This is a genomic window from Oceaniglobus ichthyenteri, assembly GCF_003057885.1.
GTDB lineage: Bacteria > Pseudomonadota > Alphaproteobacteria > Rhodobacterales > Rhodobacteraceae > Oceaniglobus > Oceaniglobus ichthyenteri.
The window spans coordinates 279,576-303,123 of record NZ_QAGK01000003.1 but is presented as its reverse complement, the minus strand read 5'-3'; the positions used below and the strand labels follow the sequence as shown (position 1 = coordinate 303,123).

Sequence of the window (23,548 nt, the reverse complement as noted above, 5' to 3'; positions counted from 1 at the left end):
TGGGTGAATGGCTTGGCAAGCAAGGGGCGCGGCGGATTTTTTGCAATTCACCGCGCATGTGACCCCGTCAGAGCGGCACGCGTGGCTTTGGCGCTCCGACACAGGTTTACAAATGACCAACCTGCCCCATTGTGAGATATCGTTGGATTTGGCGGGTTTGCTGCGGAAAATCGGTTACACCCCACGCAAATCCGCGCCATAACCCGCAAAACCGACTCGGAACAGGACTTTAGCCATGCACGATATCCGCACCATCCGCGAACATCCCGAAACGTTTGAGGCCGCCATGGGGCGCCGGGGTTTGACGGGCGTGTCGGCGCAGGTATTGGACATTGACAATGCCCGCCGCGCCGCAATTCACGCCGCCGAAACCGCCAGGGCCGAACAGAACGCCGCCAGCAAACAGGTAGGGCAAGCCAAGGCAGCGGGCGATGAGGCACTGTTTGAACAGTTGCGCGCCACGGTTGCCGCCAAAAAAACCGAAGTCAGCGATATGGAGACCCAGGCCAAGGCGCTGGATCAACAGCTGGCCGATCTTCTGCTGACGCTGCCCAATATCATGGACGATGACGTGCCGCCGGGCCGCGATGACACCGACAACCAGAAAATCCACAGCTGGGGCACCCCGGCCAGTTTTGATTTTCAACCGGTCGAACATTATCAACTGCCTGCCGCGCGGGGCCTTGATTTCAACACCGCCGCCACCCTGTCGGGCAGCCGGTTTGTGGTGCTGCGTGGCGCCATGGCGCGGCTGCACCGGGCCCTGGCGCAATTCATGCTGGACATGCACACCACCGAACACGGGCTTGAGGAAACCAACACCCCGGTTCTGGTGCGCGAAGAGGCGATGTATGGCACCAACCAGCTTCCCAAGTTCGCAGATGACAGTTACCAAACCACAAACGGCTGGTGGCTTATTCCCACCTCCGAGGTCACCCTGACCAACACCGTGCGCGACACCACGCTTGAGGCCGATCAACTGCCGATCCGGCTGACCGCGCATTCGCTGTGCTTCCGCTCTGAGGCGGGCAGTGCCGGCAAGGACACCACCGGCATGCTGCGCCAACACCAGTTTGAAAAGGTCGAAATGGTCAGCATCACTGCGGCAGAACACAGCAAGGCCGAACATCAGCGCATGACCGAATGCGCGCAAAATGTGCTGGAGCGTCTGGGCCTGCCCTATCGGGTGATGCTGTTGTGCGAAGGCGACACCGGGTTTGGCGCGCGACGCACCCACGATCTTGAGGTGTGGTTGCCCGGCCAGAATACCTATCGCGAGATCAGTTCAGTTTCGAACACCGGCGATTTTCAGGCGCGGCGGATGAATGCACGGGTCAAAACCGATGGCAAACCGGCATATGTGCACACGCTGAACGGGTCCGGGGTGGCGGTGGGGCGTTGCCTGATTGCGGTGCTGGAAAACGGGCAAAAGGCCGATGGGTCTGTTACCCTGCCCGATGCCCTGCACCCCTATCTGGGCGGCAAAACCCGGATCACCGCTGAGGGCGTATTCGAATAACCGCACCAATATCCGTGAAAAACGGGCGGATGGCCAAACGATATTGACCGTCCGCCGACCGGGACTAGGTTTAACAAAATGAAATCGATCATCCTGCTTCTCGCGGCTTTGGCTTTTGCCATCTCGCCCTTTCTCAACCCCGAATTTGGCGGCTTTGATCCTGACCGCTATCCAATTCCGCAAATCGATCCGCCGGTGCAACCGGCCGGATATGCCTTTGCGATTTGGGGGCCGATCTATCTGTGGCTGATCGTCAGCGCCATATTCGGCCTGTGGAAACGCCGCGAAGATACCACGTGGGAGCCGATGCGCTTGCCGCTTGCGCTGTCACTTGCGGTTGGGGCGGCCTGGCTGCCTGTGGCATTGATCAGCCCGATCATCGCCACCGTGATGATCTGGATCATGCTTCTGGCCGCATTGGCGGCGTTTGATCGCGCCCCGGCCACCGACACACTATGGGCCAAGGCGCCGATCGGGCTGTATGCCGGGTGGCTGACCGCGGCCAGTTTCGTGGCGGTGGGGCTGTTGTTTGCCGGATACGGCTGGATGTCGGAAACGACGGCGTCGGTTGTCTGTCTTTTGGGCGCGCTGGCCTTGGCCGCGTTGGTCATCCGCCACCGGCCCAGCCTGGCCTATGGCGCTGCTGTCGTCTGGGCGCTGATCGCTGTCGCGGCGCAGAATTGGGCGCAGTCCTGGGCCCTGACGGCGCTGGCATTGGGTGGTGGCGCGCTGATCGCTGTCTTGACCGCGCTAAGATTGCAGCAAAAGTGATATCTCGGGCGGAAATGTTTAATTGAACCCGCCCGAAATGTTCGATTTTCACTATCCTTTATCGTCGGCGCGCCCTTTGCCAAGATGCTTGCGCAGGCGTGATGGCGTGCTCTTCGTGCGGTTCTTATAGGGGTTGTCCTCGCCCTGCCCGCGAAACCACAGCCGGATCGGCGTGCCCGGCATATCGAAATCCAGACGCAAACCATTGACCAGATACCGCTCGTAACTAGCGGGCATTTTATCGGGATAGGAACACATCACCACAAATCCGGGGGGCCGGGTTTTGGCCTGTGTCATATACCGCAGCTTGATCCGCCGCCCACCGGGCGCGGGGGGCGGATGCGCCTCGACCATGCCGGTAAGCCAGCGGTTCAACTGTGCCGTGGTGACGCGGCGGTTCCAAATTTCATGGGCTTTGATCACGGCGGCCTGAAGACGATCCAACCCCTTGCCGGTCTTGGCCGACACCGTAACCAATGGCGCGCCTTTCAACTGCGGCAGCAAACGTTCGAACGATTCGCGCAACATCTTGATCTTGTTGTTCTTATCGTCTTCGATATCCCATTTGTTCACGGCCACAACAACGGCGCGGCCTTCCCGCTCGGCCAGATCGGCAATGCGCAGATCCTGCTGTTCGAACGGCACCGCAACATCCAGCAATACCACCACGACTTCGGCAAATTTTACCGCGCGCAGACCGTCAGACACCGACAGCTTTTCAAGCTTTTCCTGCACCTTGGCCTTTTTGCGCATCCCGGCTGTGTCAAACAGGCGCACCGGCACAGGCACACCATCGGCCCCCGGCCAATCCATATTGACCGAAATTGCATCACGGGTGATGCCCGCTTCGGGGCCGGTCAAAAGACGCTCTTCGCCCAGAAACTGATTGATCAGCGTGGATTTACCGGCATTGGGCCGCCCCACCACTGCCACCTGTAAGGGGCGTGCTTTCGTGGGGATGCGCGGCGCGTCGTCATCAACATCCACATCAATTTCCGGCGCTTCATCGGCGGTTTCGGCGGCGCGCCGGGCAAATTGATCGGCCAGGGGGCGCAGTTGTTCGTACAGATCGTTCAAGCCTTCGCCATGTTCGGCAGACATGCGGATCGGCTCGCCCAGGCCCAGGGAATATGCCTCGATCACACCACCATCGGCGGCGCGGCCTTCGGCCTTGTTTGCGGCCAAAATCACGTGCGAATTCTTTTTGCGCAGAATGTCGGCAAAAACCTCATCCGCCGGCAAAATGCCGGTGCGCGCATCGACGACAAACAGACAGACATCGGCCATCTCAACGGCACGTTCGGTCAACCGCCGCATCCGGCCCTGAAGCGAATCATCGCTTGCCTCTTCCAGGCCGGCCGAATCAATCACGGTAAAGCGCAGATCGCCCAGACGTGCGGCCCCTTCGCGCAGATCACGGGTGACGCCGGGTTGATCATCGACCAAAGCCAGCCGTTTGCCGACCAGACGGTTGAACAGCGTGGATTTGCCCACATTCGGGCGGCCAACGATGGCCAGGGTAAAATTCATAATGCCCTCACGGCGGAAAGGAAGAACGCCGTCTACACCCTAACGCAGTCAACGGAAAGCGTGAAGCATCCCGTCCTGAGAAACAATGTATAAAGTACGACCGGCCACGATCGGGGCGCTCGCCGCCCCATCGGGCAGCGCGACCCGCCCGGTTTCCGCCCCGGTTTCGGGATTGAACGCGCGCAACAGCCCGTCACCCGACCCGACCCAAAGCTGGCCACCGGCCAACACCGGCCCATAATTGCCCACGATTGCCTTGCGACTGCGCGCTGCGGCTTTGACAAAAAACGGCAGCTCGGTGCCCCAGACCCGGGTGCCGGTTTCTGCATCCAGACGCACCAGTTCGGCCTTGTCCGACACCGCAAACACGGCACCACCGGCAACAATGACCGGGCCCATGGCGCCCTCGGTCGCCGACCACAGGGTGTCACCCGTGGTCAGATCCACGGCAACCGTGCGCCCTGACGGGCTGCCTGCGTAAACGCGGTCGCCGCTGACCACCGGATCGCCGGTGATGTCTGACACCCGTGCATATACCTGACCCTTGCGCTGACCGGCCACGAAACTGTTCCAGACACCGGTGCCGCCACCGCGCAGCGCCGCCACCAGTTCGCCATTGGCAAACGGCAGGATCGCCAGACGGTCGGTCACCGCAGGCGCGGCCCCTCCGACAACACCAGAAGCGCTGGGTGTGCCGGGCAATGTCCATGCGATTCGGCCGGTGTTGATATCGATGGCCCAGGCGATGGCGTCGCGCGTGACCACATAGGCCAGATCACCCACCACGGTTGGCGCCCCTGCCGGCGCGGCATCCAGCTCCTGAATCCAGTCGCGCGCGCCGGTGGCAGCGTTCAACGCCACCAAATCGCCAAAGCCCGTGGTAACCAACAAACGGTTACCCTGTATCGCAAGGCCCGCGCCGGACGCATCGTCAGTGTTTTCACCCGCCCGGGTCAGATCGACCGACCACAGCAGCGCGCCAGATGTCGTGTGGGCGGATACGGTCGAGCGGCTGTCCACCGTGAACACGCGATTGTCGGCCACGACCGGGGCGGCGGTAATGCGGTGACGGCGCGAATTGCCTTCGCCGATATTCACGCTCCAGGCCCGGTTCAGGGTGCTGCCAAGGGCGGGATGTTGAATGGTGTGGCTCGGGCTGCCTGCGGTATGGGTCCAACTGGCGTTGACCACCTGTGCGGGCAGGGTGATCGCCGTTGACGGTGCGGGCGCATCGACCATGGCATCGCCACTGAGATCGGCGCGGGGATCAAGACGTTCGCCCGTGAGAATCAATTCAGGATCACCACAGGCCGCCAAAAACCCTAGCGCGCCCAGTGCCGCCAGCATCGGTTTGCTCAGTCCCATCTGTGCCTCTCCTGCCCTCGTGCGCGGCGGGGAAATGCCCCTGCGCCGTAATGTGCTGCGGCCCTTGTGCGGGCCGTCGTTCAGGCCGCGTCGTCCAGCGTCCCACCAAGTGCGATAATCAACTGAGAAACGCGGCGGCGCAAGCCTTGGCTGACCTGATCTTCGGCCAGTATCCCCTGAAGCCGGGTCAATGCGGCATCGGATTCGCCTTTTTCCACCTCGGCCAGCGCGATTTGCTCCAGCGCCAACAGGCGATAGGGCGCGCCGGGAATGGTCAGCGGGGTCAGGCGTGAAATCTTGTCATCCGGGGTCAACCCACTGTCGGCGCGCATCACGAATTTCAACAGCGCCAATTCCCGGTATATCTGCGGCAAATCCGCCTCATCCGCCAGCGCGGCGAGGGATGTGGTTACATCGCTGCTGTCCTGTTCGGCCTCTTGCGCCATGAACATCGACACAAGCGCCTGCTGACGTGGCGTGGCCGTGGCCACATCGGCCAGGGCGGCACGGCGCTGCGCAGGATCGTTTTTCTCAAGCGCGGCAAGGATACCATCGCCAAACGCCTGTGCCGCGGCCTGGGTGCGGGCCTTTTGCCATTCGTTATAGGCGGCCCCGCCAACCAGCAGAACCACAAGGGTAATCGCGATCCAGCCATAGCGCCGCATCAGCCCGAACAGGCGGTCACGGCGCACCTCTTCGGTTACCTCTTCAACGAAACTGTCAGTGTTGCTCACGCAGGATCCCCCGTTTTCGGTCGCGGGTGTCTTACCGCGACGGGGGCATCATTGCCAAGGCCCCAAAGCAGCGGGGCGTTAAACGTTGTGCACGGATGCAGAAAACATTAATCTGAACCGATTAGTTTAGCGTACACCCCTTTAGATAACACACCCAACGGCATAAACGCCCCCCACCATACTTTAAATTGTTATGATCTGAACGAGGCCTTGATGCGTTTTTTCTCGATCCTCACTGCACTGCTGGTTGCGGGTGCGCTGTATTTATTGGTTTTCGAACGTCCCGCGCTTTTGGCATTTGCCCAAAACGAAGCTATTGCCGTAGACACCGCCACAGCCGGGGACGCCCCCGATGAAGGCGCCCGCGCCGTTTCTGTTGTGGCGTTACGCTCAACCGCGCAAAAAATTGACAGTGCCGTTTTATTGCGGGGCCGCACCGAAGCCGCGCGGCAGGTCACGGTCAGCGCCGAAACCAATGGGCGCATCACCTCGGCCCCCTTGCGCAAAGGCGCGTTCGTGACCGAAGGCCAGTTGCTGTGCCAACTTGATCCCGGCACCCGCGAGGCGCAACTGACCGAAACCGAGGCCCGCCTGAGCGAGGCGCGCGCCCGCGGCCCCGAGGCGCAATCGCGCGTGGCCGAAGCGGAATCGCGCCTGCAAGAGGCGATGATCAACGACAACGCCGCGCGCAAACTGAGTGAGGGCGGCTTTGCCTCGCAAACCCGGGTGGCGCAAACCGCCGCCGCGGTCGAATCGGCCCGGGCCGCGGTGCAGGCGGCAAAATCTGGCCTGGAATCAGCCAGCGCCGGGGTGCAGAGCGCCGAAGCCGCAGTGGCCGCCGCGCGAAAAGAGATCGAGCGCCTCAGCATCTTTGCACCGTTCGAGGGGCTGTTGGAAACCGATACCGCCGAATTGGGCACCCTGATGCAACCCGGCGCGCTTTGCGCCACGGTCATCCAACTGGACCCGATCAAATTGGTTGGCTTTGTGCCCGAAACCGAAGTCGCCAAGGTGCGCGTTGGCGCGATGGCCGGGGCGCGGCTGGCGTCGGGAATTGATGTGGTGGGGCGTGTCACGTTCCTGTCGCGCAGCGCTGATTCCAATACCCGCACATTTCGCACCGAGGTTGAAGTGCCCAACCCCGACCTGACCATTCGCGACGGACAAACCGTTGAGATCATCATTCAATCCGATGGGCGCATGGCGCATCTGATGCCGCCCTCGGCCCTGACACTGAACGATAATGGTGATCTGGGCCTGCGCATTGTCGATATCGGCGACACCGCCAAATTCGTGCCTGTCAGCGTGTTGCGCGACACGGTTGATGGGGTTTGGGTGGCCGGCCTGCCCGATACGGTTGCCGCAATTGTGGTGGGTCAGGAATATGTGACCGACGGTGTGGCGATCAAACCCACATATCGTGCCAATCAGGCCGAGGTGGGCCAATGACCGGTATGATCGATTGGGCCGCCGCCCGCGCGCGGATGGTCCTGGCGTTTATCGTTTTGTCGCTCGTTGCGGGTGGTCTGGCCTATAGCCAACTGCCCAAAGAGGGCGAGCCCGACATCGAAATTCCGGCGCTGTTCGTGTCGGTGCAATTTCCCGGCATTTCCGCCGAGGACAGCGAAAAACTGTTGGTCAAACCGATGGAAACCGAATTGTCGGATCTGGATGGTTTGAAAAAAATCACCGGCACCGCGGCCGAAAATTATGCCGGGGTGGCGTTGGAGTTTGAATTCGGCTGGAACAAATCCCAGATTCTGGCCGATGTGCGCGACCGGATGAATACGGTCGAGGCACGGTTCCCGACCGGGGCCGATAAATATTCGATCAATGAAATCAACTTTTCCGAATTTCCGATCATCATTGTCAATCTCACCGGGGCCTTGCCCGAACGCACGCTGTTGCGCGTGGCGACCGATTTGCAGGATCGGCTGGAATCTCTGGAACCCGTGCTTGAGGCCGGATTGGCCGGGCATCGCGATGAAATGCTTGAGGTGATCATCGATCCTTTGCGGCTTGAGGCATATAACGTCACCGCGAATGAGTTGATTTCGGTTGTTCAGAACAACAATCAACTGATCGCAGCGGGCGAAGTTGAAACCGAAAACGGCGCGTTTTCGGTGAAAATCCCGTCGTCATTCGAGAAACAGCAAGACATCTACAATCTGCCGGTCAAGGTGAACGGTGATCGTGTGGTGACACTGGGCGATCTGGCCGACATTCGCCTGACATTTGAAGACCGCACCGGCACAGCGCGGTTCAACGGCCAGAAAACCGTCGCGCTTCAGGTGGTGAAACGCAAGGGGTTCAACCTGATCGACACCTCGGCCCTGGTCAAGGAAGAGGTGGCAAAAGTCAGCGCCGAATGGCCCAGCGATCTGCGCGAAGCGATCACTGTGGGCACCAGCAATGATCAATCACGTCAGGTTGAATCGATGGTATCGCAATTGGAAGGGTCGGTTCTAACGGCCGTTGCCCTGGTGATGATCGTGGTTTTGGCCGCGTTGGGAATCCGCTCGGCCCTGTTGGTCGGATTTGCGATTCCCACATCGTTTTTGCTGTGCTTTGTGCTTTTGGGCGCCATGGGCATCACAATTTCCAACATCGTCATGTTTGGCCTGATCCTGGCCGTGGGCATGTTGGTGGATGGCGCCATTGTGGTGGTTGAATATGCCGACCGCCGGATTGATGAGGGCGCAGGCCCGATGGCGGCCTTTACCGAAGCGGCCAAGCGGATGTTCTGGCCCATCGTCAGCTCGACCGCCACCACCCTTTGCGCGTTCCTGCCGATGCTGTTCTGGCCCGGTGTGGCGGGGGAATTCATGGGCATGCTGCCGGTGACGTTGATTTTTGTGCTGTCTGCCTCTTTGGTGGTGGCGCTGATTTATCTGCCGGTGCTGGGTGGCGTTGCGGGCCGGATATCGCGCCAGTTTGATGGCGCGTCGACCATCCTGCGCGGTCTGTTGCCATGGGTGGTGCGCGCCGCCTTGTTGGTGCCTGCGGGGCTGTTGGTGTTTAGCGGCGCGATGCAGACGCTTAACCCCACCTATCTGTTTCCAAATCTCGCTGTGATGCCGTGGGAATCGGCCACCCTGCCCGGCGCGCTGATGAAAGCAGTTGGGCCGCTGCTGTTTGTGGCTGGTGCAATGATTACGGGTATTCTGCTGGATTCGGTCAAATTTCGCCGCGCGCCCAAACGCGTGGCGTCGGGGCGCAAACGCACGCTGTTTGGCCACGCGATCAAATTCATCACAGGCAATCCGGTGATGCCTGTGCTGACGATTGGCGCAGTGATCTTTTTCGTGATCTCCACCTTTGGTTATTTCGCCGCCAACAACAACGGCGTTGAGTTCTTTGTTGAATCCGAACCGGAACAGGCGATCGTCTATGTCAAGGCACGCGGCAATCTGTCTCTTCCCGAAAAAGACGAATTGCTGCGCCAGGTCGAGGCGATCACACTTGAAACCAAAGGGATCGACAACGCCTTTGCCTTTGCGGGCGAAGGCGGGCTGAGTTCGAACAATGGCGGGGCGGCGACACCGCTGGATGCCATCGGTCAGATTCAGATCGAGCTGATCCCATGGGAAGACCGGCCAGAATACGCCCGCACCCACCCCGGCGACGTAACCTTGGATCAATTGGACGGTGACGCCGTCATTGCCGATCTGCAAAAACGGCTCGCCACCGTTCCGGGCATCCAGACCGAGGTGCTGAACCTTGCCATGGGTCCGGCATCGGGCAAACCGGTGCATCTGCGCCTGAGCGGCAACAACTGGGAAGAGCTGCAAACCGCCACCGCCCTGGCCCGGGCGAAATTTGAAACAACCGAAGGGCTGACCGATATCGAAGACAGCCGCCCCCTGCCCGGGATCGACTGGCAGATTGATGTCGATGTGGAACAGGCCGGGCGGTACGGCGCCGATGTGGTGACCGTGGGCGGCATGGTGCAATTGGTGACGCGGGGGATATTGCTTGATACGATGCGCGTGCCCACATCAGACGAAGAAATCGAAATTCGCGTGCGTCTGCCACAAAAGGACCGGGTTCTGTCAACCCTGGACAACCTGAAGGTGCGCACCGCCGATGGGTTGATTCCGCTGTCCAATTTCATCACCCGCAAACCCGTGGCAAAACTGGGCCAGATCGACCGGATCGGCCAGCAGAGGTTTTTTGACGTAAAGGCCGATGTTGCACCCGGCCTGACCAAAACCGTCACCGATGATGGCGGTGCCAGCCGCGACGTGGCGATGAATGCAAACGAACGTATTGAAACCCTGACCAAATGGCTGGAAACCGAAACGCCCCTGCCCGCCTCGGTTGATTGGGAATGGACCGGCGAACAGGAGGATCAAGCCGAATCCGGTGCATTCCTGATGAAGGCATTTGCGGGCGCACTGTGCCTGATGTTCATCATCCTGCTGGCGCAGTTCAACAGCATCTATAATTCGGTTCTGGTATTGTTGGCGGTGGTTCTGTCAACCGCCGGCTGTCTGATTGGCATGTTGGTGATGAACCAGCCGTTTTCGATCATCATGACCGGCACCGGCATTGTCGCGCTTGCCGGGATCGTGGTGAACAACAACATCGTGCTGATCGATACCTATCAGGAATACAGCCGGTATATGCCCCGGATCGAGGCAATCGTGCGCACCGCAGAAGACCGGATTCGCCCGGTTTTATTGACAACGATCACCACCATGGCCGGGCTTGCCCCGATGATGTTTGGACTGTCGCTGGATTTCATCGGCGGCGGCTATTCGATCGACAGCCCAACCGCGCTGTGGTGGAAACAACTGGCCACGGCGGTGGTGTTTGGCCTTGGCATTGCCACGATGCTGACGTTGGTGTTCACTCCGTCGATGTTGGCCTTGCGGGTCTGGATTTCCGAGGGCGCGTATCGCTCGGTGCGCGGTCTGGGCGCTTTGGCGCGGCGGCGGGGGCAGTCGGCGCGCGATCTGTCAAACAATCGCGCCGCCCGCAAAATCCGCGCGCCCGAAATCATCTGGGAAACCGACGCACCTGCGCCGGTGCACGACATCCCAACCCCGGCTCTGCGCGCGGCGGAATAGGTCGCGCAACCGGATCGTTTGCAGGGGGCAGTAATCGCCGCCCCCTGCATGGCTCGTCAGGCGGCGTCTTCTTCGGTTTCCTGACGATACCACAACGAGGCATAGCGCCCTTGCGCCGCCAGCAGCGCGTCATGGGTGCCACGTTCCACGATGATCCCGTTTTCCAACACCACAATCTGATCGGCATCGGCAATCGTCGACAAACGGTGTGCGATAACCAATACGGTGCGGCCCCGGCCCAACCCTTTCAATTCGTGTTGAATATCCTGTTCGGTTTCACTGTCCAGGGCGCTGGTGGCTTCGTCCAGCAACAGGATCGGCGGATCCTTCAGCAGCGTGCGCGCAATGCCCACCCGCTGTTTCTCACCACCAGAAAGTTTCAGGCCACGCTCACCCACTGTGGTGTCATACCCATCGGGCAGGCTGAGAATGAAATCGTGGATCTTCGCCGCCTTTGCCGCGTCTTCAACCTCGGAAAAGCTGGCCTCGGGGCGACCATAGGCAATGTTATAGCGGATCGTGTCGTTGAACAGCACGGTATCCTGCGGCACCACGCCGATTTGTGCATGCAGGCTGTCCTGCGTCACATCGCGCACGTCCTGGCCATCAATCGTCAGACTGCCGGCGTTCACATCGTAAAAACGGAACAACAGCCGCCCGATGGTTGATTTGCCCGACCCCGACGAGCCGACAATCGCCACCGTCTGCCCCGCCGGCACGTCAAGCGATATCCCCTTGAGGATCGGGCGCGCCTCGTCATAGCCGAATGTCACGTCCTTTAACGAAACCGCGCCGCCGCTGACGTTCAGCGCAGGGGCGTTGGGCTTGTCCTGAACCTCGGCGGGCTGTTCCAGAAGGCCGAACATTTCGCCCATATCCACCAGAGCCTGGCGAATTTCGCGATAAACCGAACCCAGGAAATTAAGCGGCAAGGTGATCTGAATCATATAGGCATTGACCATGACAAAATCGCCAACGGTCAACGCACCACTGGACACCCCCATGGCCGCCATCACCATGACCGCCACCAAACCACCGGTGATCAAAACCGATTGGCCAAAGTTCAGGAATGCCAGCGAATAGGACGTGGTCAGCGCCGCGGCCACGTATTTTTCCATGGCGCTGTCGTAACGCTCTGCTTCGCGGGTTTCGGCGCCGAAATATTTTACCGTTTCAAAATTCAAAAGGCTGTCAATCGCCTTTTGGTTGGCATCTGTGTCCTGGGCATTCATGATCCGGCGGACTTTCACCCGCCATTCCGTGACCGCAAAGGTGAACCAAGTGTAAAGCGCGATCGTCACAAACACGACCACCAGATACCAGATGTCAAACACCCAGGCCAAAACCACCGCGATCATCAACAGTTCCAACACCAGCGGCCCGATGGAGAACAGCAAGAATCGCAACAGGAATTCCACGCCCTTCACGCCGCGCTCGATGATCCGGCTCAACCCGCCGGTCTTGCGGGTGATGTGATAGCGCATGGAAAGGCGGTGAATGTGGTTGAACGTTTCCAACGCCAATTGCCGCAGGGCGCGTTGCCCGACCGCGGCAAAAATCACATCGCGCAACTGCTGAAACCCGACGCTCAGCAGGCGTGCCACGCCATAGGCCACGGTCAACCCCACCGCCCCCATGCCCAGCATCCAGGCCGCATCGGTGCCATCGCCCGACAACGCGTCAACCGCCGCCTTGTAGAAAAACGGCGTGCCGACGGCGATGAGTTTTGAAAGAACCAGAACGATCAACGAAAAGATCACCCGCCGTTTCACCCACCCCTGCCCTTCTGGCCAGAGATACGGGATAACGCGGCGGATCACATTGATACCACTGGTTTCGGGATCGGGCGATGTGCTCATGGGGCCTCGGCGCAAATGTTTGGAACCGGCGCAATCTAGGCCGCGCGGCCACCATTGGCCAGAGGCGGTGAGTTTATTCCGGCACGGTGAAAATTTGCCCGGGATAAATCAGATCGGGATCGCGGATCTTGTCAGTATTCGCCTCAAATACCCGCACATATAATTGCCCTTCGCCATAATTTTCACGGGCGATCCGCCACAGGGTAAAACCCGGTTGCACCGTGACAACCTGCACCGGCGTGTCGGTGTGTGCGGCGGCCATCGCGGTTTCGGGCGCTTCGGGTTGAAACGGCGTTTCGGTGCGCGATATCACGGCGCCGTCGGCCTCAATCTCATCGACGCGCAGGGTGTAAACCCGGGTGTCGATCTGCGGCAATTGCGCGCGCCACTGGCCGTCTTCGTTGATCTGGGTGGTGCGGATAGGATCATTATCCAGATACACCCGCACATAGGCCGCCGCCGCACCACGCCCGCCCAAAATGACCGCGCCCGATGGATCATAGGTAATGGTATCAATCGATACGTTATCCATCGCCTGTGGCGCATCGCCCGGATCCTGTATCACCCGCAGACCCAGCTGATCAGCCACGATAAGGCGCGGGGCCTGGGCCGGTTGGGCGGTCAGCATCGGGCCGATGTCGGCGTTTGGCCCGGTGATCGGATCGCTCATCACGGCTTGGGGTGGCGCGATGGGCGCGCGCCCCGCACGCACACCGCCGGGTACAGCGGTTGTGGTATCTGGCGCGGGGCCTGCGCCGGGCGTTGGCAATTCCCCGCTCTGCACCGGCGCCGGTGCCGGATCGGGAATGCGGGCTGTTGGCGTTGGCCCGGGTTCGGGCGCGTCGACAGACGCCAATCGTGGCGCGGTTTCGGCCAATTCGGGCGCGGAATCTGGCGGGCTGTCCTGCTGTGGGCGGCTTGGCGGTGGTGCGTTTACCCGGGCGGGCGGGCGCGGCCCGGCGGGCGGTTCTGGCGCCCCGGCCGGGGCTGTGGCCAATGCCAACATCTCTTGCATCGCGGGGGCGACGATCACCGTTTGATCCGACGCGGTTTCAACCGTGCCAAGTTTTGCGCTCAACGACAAAACCCGCGGCGCAGCCGCCGGCGCGATGGACACAAGCGCCACAAAGCCGCCCTTTGAATCCGCTTGCTCAACCGCAATTCTGGCCCCGTCCAACAAGACAGTAACCAAGGCATCGCGCGCCGCACGCCCGGCAATCAGCGCGCTGCCGTCGGGTTCGATCCGCACCACATCAAAAGTGGGGCGCACCGGGGCCATATCCGGCATCAATGCGATTTCGGGTTCCTGCGTGGGCAAAGTGATACGGGGCGCGCCCCCCTCAGGGGGCGCAGGGGCAAGGGCGACAGGGCGCGCCGCCATTTGCGGGGCATCGCCGCCAGTGCGGGGCGGTACCGCCGAAGCCCCCGATCCGGGGATTTCAGGGGCCGGATCAAGCGCCGACATCGGGGCATCCGGCACGGCCAGATTGACGGGTTTAAACACGACATATCCCGCAATACCCAACGCAGCAGTGGCCGCTATCGCCGCGCTCGCTTTGCCCAGGCCCGCAAACTTTGCCATCATATTTTCCCATAAGGCCCGCCCGATCGGCGCGCGTGTTCCTGCGCACCTTAACAACAGGCTGTGGGGGGGTCAAAACAGTAAACGCACCGCCCTGAAACCGGGTTTTCCCGGGGCCTAACGCCCGCCTCGTTTGCGCCGCGGCGCGCCGGTGTCGGACTGCCCCTCGCGGTGAAAGATGTAAATGCCCGATCCCAGAATGATCGCCACACCCAGCCACGTCAAAGCGTCCGGGAAATCTCCGAAAACCAGGAACCCCAGAGCGGTGGCCATGATGATCTCAAGGTACTGAAACGGCGCAAGGGCGGTGGCATCAGCGGCGCGGTAAGCTTCGGCGATGAAAACGAAACTGGTCGCGGCCACGGCCCCGGCACACAGAACCAACAGCCACGTGGCCGTATCGCCCACAGCCGGCGTAAACCCGGAAAACCCGTTCAAACCCAAGGTGCCCGACAGGATCACCAGCGCAAACGCCGCATAGATCGTGGTGCCACATTGCACCGTCAGGCCCGACCGGGTGCGCGTGGCTGTTTTCAACACGATCATGTTCAACGCATAGGCCGTGGCCGAAATCAACGGCAGCACCGTCGCCCAGCCATGGCTGGAAAATCCCGGGCGGATCACGATCAGCGCCCCGATCAACCCCACCCCCACCGCAATCAAACGCCGTGGCCCGGCCTTTTCGCCCAGCAACAGCCCGGCCAAAACAGTCAGGATCAGAGGTTCAACAAAGAAAATCGCGATGGCGGTGGCAATCGGCATCACCGAAAATGCCGCGATCAGACTGGTTAGGGATATCACCAACAGCCCGCCCGACAGCGCCACGATGGGCGAAAGCATCGCCCCCTGCAAACGCCGCCGCAAGATCACGCTGACCGGAACCAGAAATGCCGCCTGCGCCAGAACCCGCCACAGGGTCACACCCAGCGGATTCAACGTTTCGCTGAGCAGTTTGGCAAAGGTATCGCCCACCGGCAAAAGCATCATCGCGGCGATCATATAGATCATTCCGGCGCTCGGCTTTATCGCTGGAATCGGCTGGGCAAAGGGCAAGCTCGGAGTGTGAGACATGATGAAACCTCAACAAATCATAACCGCCCACCGAAGGGCGGTGAAAATCCGGGCGTCCAGGATGGCAGGGTGAAGACCATGGCGCGCGACGCCATCGCGCGCGGATCTTCCCCTGATCTAGGCATTCCGGCACGTTTGGTCAAGCGTCCGCGCCCGACCACCGCACACGGGGACGTGACCGAATGTGATGGTGCAATCCCCGCCACCGCAGAAGAAATTTGGCCACCCCGCGCCAACCCCGATTGATCCTGCGCGCGCACAGGCGTAGCGTCGGCGCAATCTCAAAAGGAGTTTCGCCATGCGCGATGATGCCCCCAACAGCTGGGAAGCCCGGGCCGAGGCCCATTCATTTTACGGCTTTACCGACCTGCCCACCATTGCCCAACGCGGCACCGTGGTTCTGACCCATGGCGAAGGCCCCTATGTAATTGACGTACACGGCCGACGCTATCTGGATGCCAATGCCGGATTGTGGAACATGGTGGCCGGGTTTGACCATCCCGAAATGGCCGCCGCCGCCAAGGCACAATATGACCGGTTTCCCGGCTATCATTCGTTCTTTGGGCGCATGTCCGACCAAACGGTGATGTTGTCTGAAAAGCTGATCGAAGTGTCACCGTTTGAGCGCGGCAAGGTGTTTTACACCAACTCGGGGTCCGAGGCGAACGATACCATGGTGAAAATGCTGTGGTTTCTGGGCATTGCCGAAGGCGCGCCGCAGCGCAAGAAAATCCTGACCCGGATCAACGGCTATCACGGGGTGACGGTTGTATCGGCCAGCATGACCGGCAAGCCGTATAATTCGGTGTTTGGCCTGCCGTTGGACGGGTTTCACCACCTGACCTGCCCGCATTACTGGCGGTACGGTGCCGAGGGCGAAACCGAAGCGCAATTCACCGCCCGTCTGGCGCAGGAGTTGGAAGACGTGATCGCGCGCGAAGGTGCCGATACCATCGCCGCCTTTGTCGCCGAACCGGTAATGGGGGCGGGCGGCGTTATTCCGCCGTCCGATGGATATTTTCAGGCGATCCAGCCGATTTTGAAGAAACACGGCATCCCGTTGGTGGCCGATGAGGTGATTACCGGATTTGGCCGCACCGGCGAAATGTGGGGCTGTCAGACCTATGGTTTCATGCCAGATGCGATCATATCGTCAAAGGCCCTGACCGCCGGATATTTCCCCATGGGCGCGGTGATTCTGGGCCCCGAGTTAAGCGACCGCTTGCAAGCGGCCGTTGAAACGATCGAGGAATTTCCACACGGTTTCACCGCGTCGGGCCACCCGGTTGGCTGTGCCATTGCGCTGAAAGCAATTGATCTGGTGGAAAACGGATTGTTGGCCCAGGCGCAATCGCTGATTCCACAGTTTGAGGCCGGCATGGCCCATCTCGCGCAGATGGGCAATATCGGCGAAGCGCGCGGCAAAGGGTTGATGGGCGCGCTTGAGGCGGTCAAGGACAAGGCAAGCAAGACACCGTTTGATGGATCATTGTCGGTCAGCGAACGTATCGCCAACACCTGCACCGATCACGGGCTGATCTGCCGCCCGTTGGGCCAGGCCATCGTGTTGTGCCCGGCCTTTGTTATGACGCCGCCGCAAATGGACGAGATGTTCGAGCGGTTGGAAGCTGCGTTAAAACAGGTATTCGCGGAAGTCGGTTAAGGGCGGGGGGCCAGCCCCCCGTACCCCCCGGGATATTTTCGGCAAGAAAAAACCTGGCCCCGGCGCTATTTTTCGATCTTGCTGAGCTTTTCCTGAAGATCGGCAAGTTGGGCGCGAATATCGCTCAGCTCTTGTTTGCTGTCATTTTGCGGGGCGGGTTTGTCGATCAGCCCGCCCGTTACCGCCTTGAGAAATGCCTGTTGCTGGGCGCGCATCGCGTCGTATCCGGGCATGGCCGACATGGGGTTTGACAGGCTTTCCATGGCTTTGGACTGGCCATCGCGCAGCATGTCAAAACTCATCGCCAGGAATTGTGGCACCACCGATTGCGCCTGGGTCGTATAGCTGCGCACCAGATCGGTGAGAACGCCAAGCGGCAGCACGGATTCGCCTTTGGATTCGTGCTCGGCAATGATTTGCAACATGTATTGGCGGGTCAGGTCATCACCCGATTTCAGATCGACGATCTGAACATCGCGCCCGGCGCGGATGAAACCGGCGATGTCTTCCAACGTCACATAATCACTGGTTTCGGTGTTATAGAGGCGACGGCTGGCGTAACGTTTGATCAAAAGTGTCGTGGAACTATCGGCCAAAGAAGCCTCCCATTTTGGCGGTGCAGCACCAGAATATGGCAGTGCAGCACAAAAAGAAAGGGCGAGCACAAGGCTCGCCCTTAGATCATGACCGGCAGGGAGGGTGCCGATGTCAGATCTTTTACTTGTTTGTCGCTTTTTTCGCGGCGTTGGTCATGTCTTCGCCAGCTTTTTGGGCGGCGGCTGTCATGTCTTCGCTGGCGTTCTTGCCGGCGGCCAACATCAGCTCAACAGTTTCCATCTGCGCTTTTTTCGCAACTTCGGCGAATGCGGCAACAGCTTCGCTGGACATTTCGGCCTGGGCCGAAGCGAAATCGCTCATCGACTTGGAATAGTCGTTGGGCTCGGATTTGGTTTTGGTCACGTCGCCCAATTTGGCGATGGTGCCTTTGGTCCAGGCTGTCGAGATTTCGGCCGACTTTTCAGCAGCTTCCAATGCGACTTTGCTCATCTTTTCGCCGTAAGCGGCGTAAGTTTTGAAGCCATCCTGAAAGGCGGACATGTCCATTGGGAATGCGCCCATCATGTCTTGCATGGATTTTGTGTAATCTTGTGCTTTCGTAGCCATGTTCAGTTCTCCGTATCTGCGGCAAGGCCGCTTGTGAATTCCTGAACCCTATGTACATGCTGCAGTGCGGCATTTCAAGCTTTTTCTGCACTGCAGCATATTTTTTCAGGCTGGTAAATCACACATCCGGCTTTGCGATGACGTAAGTGCCTGGTGCGGCGGCCAGAATTTCGCGCCCCCCCTCGCCCGGAACCCGGGCTTGCACCTGCGCGCCGGAACGTTTGCGCAGCCATGTTTCCCACGTGGGCCACCACGATCCGGCGGTAAATTCTGCATCATTCTTCCAGGATTCGGGGTCTTTTGGCCAAGCGGAGTTGGTATAATGGCCATACTTCTTCTTGCTGGGCGGATTCACGATCCCTGCGATATGGCCGGATTCCGACAGGATGAACGTTTTTGACCGGCTGCCCATTTGCTGGATTCCAACATAACTGCTGCCCCAAGCGGCAATGTGATCGGTTTCACAGGCAATGGCGCAGACGGGCACCTGAACATCTTGCAGGTGCAGCGTCGTATCGAGCAAATCAAATCCGCCATCGGCGAACTTGTTTTCCTGGCACAGCCCGCGCAAATATTCCATCGCCATGCAGTCCGGAAGATTGGTGCCATCGCCGTTCCAATACAACAGATCGAACGCTGGCGGCGCCTCGCCCATCATATAACTGCGGATTGCCGGCTGATAAATCAGATCATTGGCCCGCAGATAACTGAACGTGCGCGCCATATAAAACGATTCAAGTATCCCCTTGCGACCGACCTCCTGCTCTAACCCATCGATAAAATCATCGTTCAGAAACACGCCCACTTCGCCCTGATCCGCGAAATCCGTGAGCGTGGTAAAAAACGTGGCAGATTTGATCGATGTATCGCCGCGCTGTTTCAGCAAGGACAGTGTCAGCGCCAAGGTGGTGCCGGCAATGCAATACCCGATCACATTGATCTGCTCTTGCTGGGTGATCGCCTTGACCTCTTCAATCGCGGTCAAATAGCCGTCTTCGATATAGTCGCCCAGCCCGATGCCCGCATAGCTGGCGTCAGGATTCACCCAACTGACCACAAACAGGGTGTATCCCTGTTCGACAATCCAATTGATCAGGCTGTTTTTCGGTTTCAAATCAAGGATATAGAATTTGTTGATCCAGGGCGGAAAAATCAACAGCGGGATTTTGCGCACCTTTTCGGTTTTTGGCGCGTATTGGATCAGCTCGAACATCTTGTTTCGAAACACCACCGATCCTTCGGTCGTGCCGATGTTTTCACCCACCTTGAACGCCTCTTTATCGGCCAGTGAAACGATCAACTCGCCTTCATTCGCCTCGATATCGCGGACCAGATTTTCCAATCCATCGACCAGGGACTGGCCCTCGGTCTCGACAGCGCGCGCCAGGGCTTCGGGGTTTGTGCCCAGAAAATTGGTCGGGCTGAACATATCCATGATCTGTTGGGTGAAATATGTCACACGTTTCCGGTCGGCAGCGTCCAACCCTTCCAACGATGTCACGGCATTGCTCATCGCTTCGGAGGAAAACAGATATTGCTGTTTGAGATAGTTGAAATAGGGGTGCGTGTCCCACATCGGGTTGGAAAAACGCCGGTCTTTGGGGCCCGGATCGGCGGGGGCAGATAATTTTCCGCTCGCCAGGGTTTGCTGGGCTTCCATGTAATGTTTCATTGACTTGGCCCAGAATCCGACCTGCTGCTCCATCATCTTTGACGGATTTGACATCATTTCAGCCACATATGCGGCAGCCGCCTTTTGAAACAGATCCTGGCTTGGCCCTTGCAAATTACTGGGCACCGTGCGTTTGTTCGACAGTGCCGCAATCAGCCGGGACGACAGTTCTTCAACCTTGGCCAGATTCGCCTCAAGCAATGCAGACGGCGCATTGTCCGTAGCGTCTTTTGAATCTTTTGTTGTCATATTAATATTTCCACCCTAAATTGCTGCACAGCAGCATAAGAACCGCGCCCCCCATCATAACGATTCTGTCAGATGGGTTCAAAGTGTGATTCTATCGGGGCACCCCCCTGAGTAAGGAGCAATATGCGATACATGGCGACCTATGATCTATTGGAGACCATCCGCAACACCAATCAATGGCTGGGCGCAACCGCGTCGGCCATCGGATCCTACCCGGCCGTTGGCCTGGTTCCCAATCCCATGTTTCAGATGATGGCCGCTTGGGGTGATGTCACCGAACGCAGCTTTGCACGCATGGTGGCCAAACCCGATTGGGGCATCGGCAGTATTCTTAACCTTGATGGCCGTGATATGGTCGTGAACGTCGAAACCGAGCTGTCGCGCCCGTTTGGCGATCTGATCCGATTTGATGTATCGGGGCGCCCTGCACGCACCCGGCGCATTTTGTTGGTTGCACCCATGTCGGGGCATTATGCCACGCTGTTGCGTTCAACCGTGAATTCGCTGTTGCCCGATGCCGATGTCTGGATCACGGATTGGCACAATGCCCGCGATATCCCGGTGTCCAAGGGCAAATTCGATATTGAGGATTACACCCTCTATCTGGCTGATTTCATGCGCCATCTCGGCCCTGACACCCATGTCATCGCGGTGTGCCAACCCGCGCCCCTGGCCCTTGCGGCAACGGCGCTACTGGCCGAACAGGACCCCGGCGCACAGCCCGCATCACTGACCCTGATTGGTGGCCCGATCGACCCGGACGCCGCCGCCACCGATGTCACCGATTTTGGCCGCCGCATCACCATGGGCCAACTGGAAGAAGCGGCGATTCAACGGGTTGGTTTCAAATATGCCGGCGCCGGGCGCATGGTATATCCGGGCCTGTTGCAGCTGTCATCCTTTGTTTCGATGAACCTTGAAACCCACTCCAAGGCATTTTCGAATCAGATCATGAAGGTCGCCCAAGGCGAAGCGGGCGATCACGACAAACACAACAAGTTCTATGATGAATACCTGGCAGTGATGGATATGACCGCCGAATTCTACCTTTCCACCGTTGAACAGGTGTTCAAGAACCGTGACATCGCCCGTAATGATTTCACCGTCGCCGGTCACAAGGTGGACATCGGGAAAATCACCGATGTTGCCGTGAAAATCGTCGAAGGTGAAAATGATGATATTTCCGCCCCCGGTCAATGTCTGGCGGCGCTTGATCTGCTGACCGGCCTCTCCGACAGCAAAAAGGCATCCCATGTCGAACCGGGCGCGGGCCACTATGGCATCTTCGCTGGCAAAAGCTGGCGTAACAATATCCGCCCCCTCGTGCTGGACTTCATTGATCGCAACAGCCGCTCAGCCGTGACACCGACACAGCAGGTGCAAACCAAAACCCCACCAAAAGCGACTGCGGCAGAATAAAATCACCGCAGATGGCCACAGGCACCCACGGGCCCCGCACCCGGCGCAAGCCGGGGGTGGGGGGCATGGCGTGGGGCATCGCCCCTCTGTCCGGTCAAACTCAGCTGTCTGAAACCCGCAGTTGCCGTTCGCCCGCCATCCACCGGCGCAAAGCCTCATTCGTGGCGCGCGGGCGTTCAACCATCGGCGCGTGCCCGGCCCCCGGCAATATTACCAGTTCGGCCCGGGGCACCAAACCCGCCATGAATTCGTGGCGGCGCGGCAGATACAGCGTGTCATGTTCCCCACACAGGATCAGCGTGGGCACCCGCACCTGGCGCAGGGTTCTTTGCTGATCGGGCCGCCGCTGCAACGCCATGGCTTGCCGCAAATACGCCGGCACCCCCTGATCCAGCGCCATCTGCCCCATGAATCCCACCACCATATCGTGGTATTCGCCCGGTGCGAAACAGCTTGGCGGCACCTCGGCCTCCATGACTTCGGCCAGCCGTCCGGCCTTGGCACGGGCAATGCGCAAATCGCGTTCCGCCGCAGCGGGGGGCGTTTCCGACAGACAATTCGTCGACATCAGCGCGATTCGCCTGACCCGTTCCGGGGCGCGGCGCAGCATCTCGATCGCGACCATCGCGCCCAATCCGTGACCGGCCAAAGAAAACGTTTCCGGCGCCCCGACCAGCGCCATTTCAGCCATATCCTCGACCGATCCTTCATACCCGACATGGGCCAGATGAATGGCATGGGTCTGGGAAAATGTCTCAATCTGGGCGCCCCAGATCCGCGCGTCCGCCATGAAGCTGGGCAACAACACCAAAGGTTCGTTCACACCGCACACTCCACTGACAGGCCAACATAAATACTCATCGCGCCACCCTAAGGTTGTGCCCGGCGACCCACAAGGCGCGACCCGAAAGGGGTGGCAAACTTTCGCTTTGATCCGCGCGGTCCACCCGCACCCGACTTGGCGCTTGCCAGAATGCGGCCACCATATTCAGATCGCCCATGCCCGATGGGATCAGACTGATCCGGTGCTCTATCGTTGGCACGCCGCCAAAACCTCTTCGACGGCGCCTTCAATCAGGCGCAAACATTCCGGCGTCGAAAACCGATGATCGGCACCTTTAACCAAAGTCAGCCGCACATCACCCCCCCGGATATGGTCCAAAAGCCGCAGCGCGACCGACAGTTTCACATCCGCATCCGCCGTACCCTGAAGCAGGCGCACAGGCCCGGAAATCGACAAAGGATCGCGCAAAACCAATTGGTTACGGCCATCTTCGATCAACCGGCGGGTGATGATATAAGGGTCGCCATAGTCCGAGGGCAAGGCCACCTGCCCCGCCTCATTCAGGGCCGCCTTTTGGCCATCGTCAAATCCGGCCCACATGCTGTCTTCGGTGAAATCCGGGGCCGCCGCGATGCCCACAAACCCGGCGACCCGTTCGGGCATCGCCCGCGCCACCAGACACGAAATCCAACCGCCCATGGACGATCCGACCAAAACTTGCGGCCCCTCGGTTAGCCCGGAAATCGCCGCCATGGCATCTTCTGCCCAATCGCCGATACAGCCGTCGCTAAAGGCCCCCGATGACTCGCCATGGCCCGAATAATCAAACCGCAAAAATGCCCGGCCCCGCGCCTTGGCCCATGCTTCAAGATGCACAGCCTTGGTGCCTTGCATGTCGGATTTGAAGCCGCCCAAAAACACCACGCCCGGCTCCGCGCCGGTGCTGTGATGATAGGCAATGCGCCGCCCTTGGGGTGTGTCGAAAAACTCGGTCATGTCTGCCCTCCGTTGTCGCGCCACCCTAGCCCGCAGCGGGCGCGATGCAACCAATCTTGGCGCGCATGTGTTGACACCGGACGCCGCATTGGTCATGA

General features: G+C 59.7%; 17 protein-coding genes. 6 read left to right on the top strand and 11 right to left on the bottom strand.

Annotated features, from left to right (window positions below):
• The first annotated feature begins 235 nt into the window (after positions 1–235).
• Positions 236–1,519 carry a serine--tRNA ligase gene (gene serS / locus C8265_RS06865; RefSeq protein ID WP_108483247.1) on the top strand — a complete coding sequence of 428 codons (1,284 nt, stop codon included), beginning with the start codon at positions 236–238 and terminating at the stop codon, positions 1,517–1,519.
• Positions 1,520–1,597: 78 nt separating this feature from the next.
• Entirely contained in the window at positions 1,598–2,290 is a 693-nt protein-coding gene (locus C8265_RS06860; RefSeq protein WP_108483246.1) for a hypothetical protein, read from the top strand.
• A 51-nt stretch (positions 2,291–2,341) separates the two neighbouring features.
• Here C8265_RS06860 and der read toward each other — a convergent pair whose 3' ends face one another.
• The 3 genes from der to C8265_RS06845 form a co-directional block, all read right to left on the bottom strand.
• On the bottom strand, positions 2,342–3,820 hold the full coding sequence (gene der / locus C8265_RS06855; protein ID WP_108483245.1) for a ribosome biogenesis GTPase Der: 1,479 nt from the start codon (positions 3,818–3,820) through the stop codon (positions 2,342–2,344).
• Positions 3,821–3,868: 48 nt separating this feature from the next.
• Positions 3,869–5,185 (bottom strand): outer membrane protein assembly factor BamB family protein, encoded by a 1,317-nt coding sequence (locus C8265_RS06850; RefSeq protein WP_164512288.1) that lies wholly within the window; start codon positions 5,183–5,185, stop codon positions 3,869–3,871.
• Between the two features lie 80 nt (positions 5,186–5,265).
• Complete coding sequence (locus tag C8265_RS06845; RefSeq protein WP_108483243.1) at positions 5,266–5,919, bottom strand: hypothetical protein; 654 nt, start codon at positions 5,917–5,919, stop codon at positions 5,266–5,268.
• A gap of 213 nt (positions 5,920–6,132) precedes the next feature.
• On the opposite strand from C8265_RS06845, the gene C8265_RS06840 reads away from it, so the two are divergent.
• Both C8265_RS06840 and C8265_RS06835 read left to right on the top strand, forming a co-directional pair.
• Positions 6,133–7,368 (top strand): efflux RND transporter periplasmic adaptor subunit, encoded by a 1,236-nt coding sequence (locus C8265_RS06840; RefSeq protein WP_108483242.1) that lies wholly within the window; start codon positions 6,133–6,135, stop codon positions 7,366–7,368.
• Complete coding sequence (locus tag C8265_RS06835; protein ID WP_108483241.1) at positions 7,365–10,991, top strand: efflux RND transporter permease subunit; 3,627 nt, start codon at positions 7,365–7,367, stop codon at positions 10,989–10,991. The genes C8265_RS06840 and C8265_RS06835 overlap by 4 nt, the downstream gene beginning before the upstream one ends.
• Before the next feature lie 56 nt (positions 10,992–11,047).
• Here the strand turns inward: C8265_RS06835 and C8265_RS06830 are convergent, their stop codons facing one another.
• From C8265_RS06830 to C8265_RS06820, 3 genes are all read right to left on the bottom strand, one after another.
• Positions 11,048–12,850 carry an ABCB family ABC transporter ATP-binding protein/permease gene (locus C8265_RS06830; RefSeq protein ID WP_206050298.1) on the bottom strand — a complete coding sequence of 601 codons (1,803 nt, stop codon included), beginning with the start codon at positions 12,848–12,850 and terminating at the stop codon, positions 11,048–11,050.
• 73 nt (positions 12,851–12,923) lie between these two features.
• Complete coding sequence (locus tag C8265_RS06825) at positions 12,924–14,432, bottom strand: LysM peptidoglycan-binding domain-containing protein (RefSeq protein WP_126623150.1); 1,509 nt, start codon at positions 14,430–14,432, stop codon at positions 12,924–12,926.
• A gap of 117 nt (positions 14,433–14,549) precedes the next feature.
• Positions 14,550–15,440 (bottom strand): DMT family transporter, encoded by an 891-nt coding sequence (locus C8265_RS06820; RefSeq protein ID WP_108483238.1) that lies wholly within the window; start codon positions 15,438–15,440, stop codon positions 14,550–14,552.
• Between the two features lie 361 nt (positions 15,441–15,801).
• Here C8265_RS06820 and C8265_RS06815 point away from each other — a divergent pair, with 361 nt between their 5' ends.
• A complete protein-coding gene (locus C8265_RS06815; protein WP_108483237.1) occupies positions 15,802–17,166 on the top strand; it encodes an aminotransferase in 1,365 nt (454 codons plus the stop codon).
• A 65-nt stretch (positions 17,167–17,231) separates the two neighbouring features.
• On the opposite strand, the gene phaR is transcribed toward C8265_RS06815, so the two are convergent.
• The 3 genes from phaR to phaC form a co-directional block, all read right to left on the bottom strand.
• Positions 17,232–17,762, bottom strand: a complete 531-nt coding sequence (gene phaR / locus C8265_RS06810; RefSeq protein ID WP_108483236.1) for a polyhydroxyalkanoate synthesis repressor PhaR — start codon at positions 17,760–17,762, stop codon at positions 17,232–17,234.
• A 121-nt stretch (positions 17,763–17,883) separates the two neighbouring features.
• The gene (locus C8265_RS06805; RefSeq protein WP_108483235.1) at positions 17,884–18,330 is read right to left on the bottom strand and encodes a Phasin; all 447 of its coding nucleotides are present in this window, start codon (positions 18,328–18,330) and stop codon (positions 17,884–17,886) included.
• Positions 18,331–18,448: 118 nt separating this feature from the next.
• The gene (gene phaC / locus C8265_RS06800) at positions 18,449–20,251 is read right to left on the bottom strand and encodes a class I poly(R)-hydroxyalkanoic acid synthase (protein WP_108483234.1); all 1,803 of its coding nucleotides are present in this window, start codon (positions 20,249–20,251) and stop codon (positions 18,449–18,451) included.
• Positions 20,252–20,374: 123 nt separating this feature from the next.
• Here phaC and phaZ point away from each other — a divergent pair, with 123 nt between their 5' ends.
• Positions 20,375–21,670 carry a polyhydroxyalkanoate depolymerase gene (gene phaZ, locus C8265_RS06795; RefSeq protein ID WP_108483233.1) on the top strand — a complete coding sequence of 432 codons (1,296 nt, stop codon included), beginning with the start codon at positions 20,375–20,377 and terminating at the stop codon, positions 21,668–21,670.
• A 100-nt stretch (positions 21,671–21,770) separates the two neighbouring features.
• Here the strand turns inward: phaZ and C8265_RS06790 are convergent, their stop codons facing one another.
• Both C8265_RS06790 and C8265_RS06785 read right to left on the bottom strand, forming a co-directional pair.
• The gene (locus tag C8265_RS06790; RefSeq protein WP_126623149.1) at positions 21,771–22,493 is read right to left on the bottom strand and encodes an alpha/beta fold hydrolase; all 723 of its coding nucleotides are present in this window, start codon (positions 22,491–22,493) and stop codon (positions 21,771–21,773) included.
• Between the two features lie 207 nt (positions 22,494–22,700).
• Positions 22,701–23,450 carry an alpha/beta hydrolase gene (locus tag C8265_RS06785; RefSeq protein ID WP_108483231.1) on the bottom strand — a complete coding sequence of 250 codons (750 nt, stop codon included), beginning with the start codon at positions 23,448–23,450 and terminating at the stop codon, positions 22,701–22,703.
• Positions 23,451–23,548: the final 98 nt, after the last annotated feature.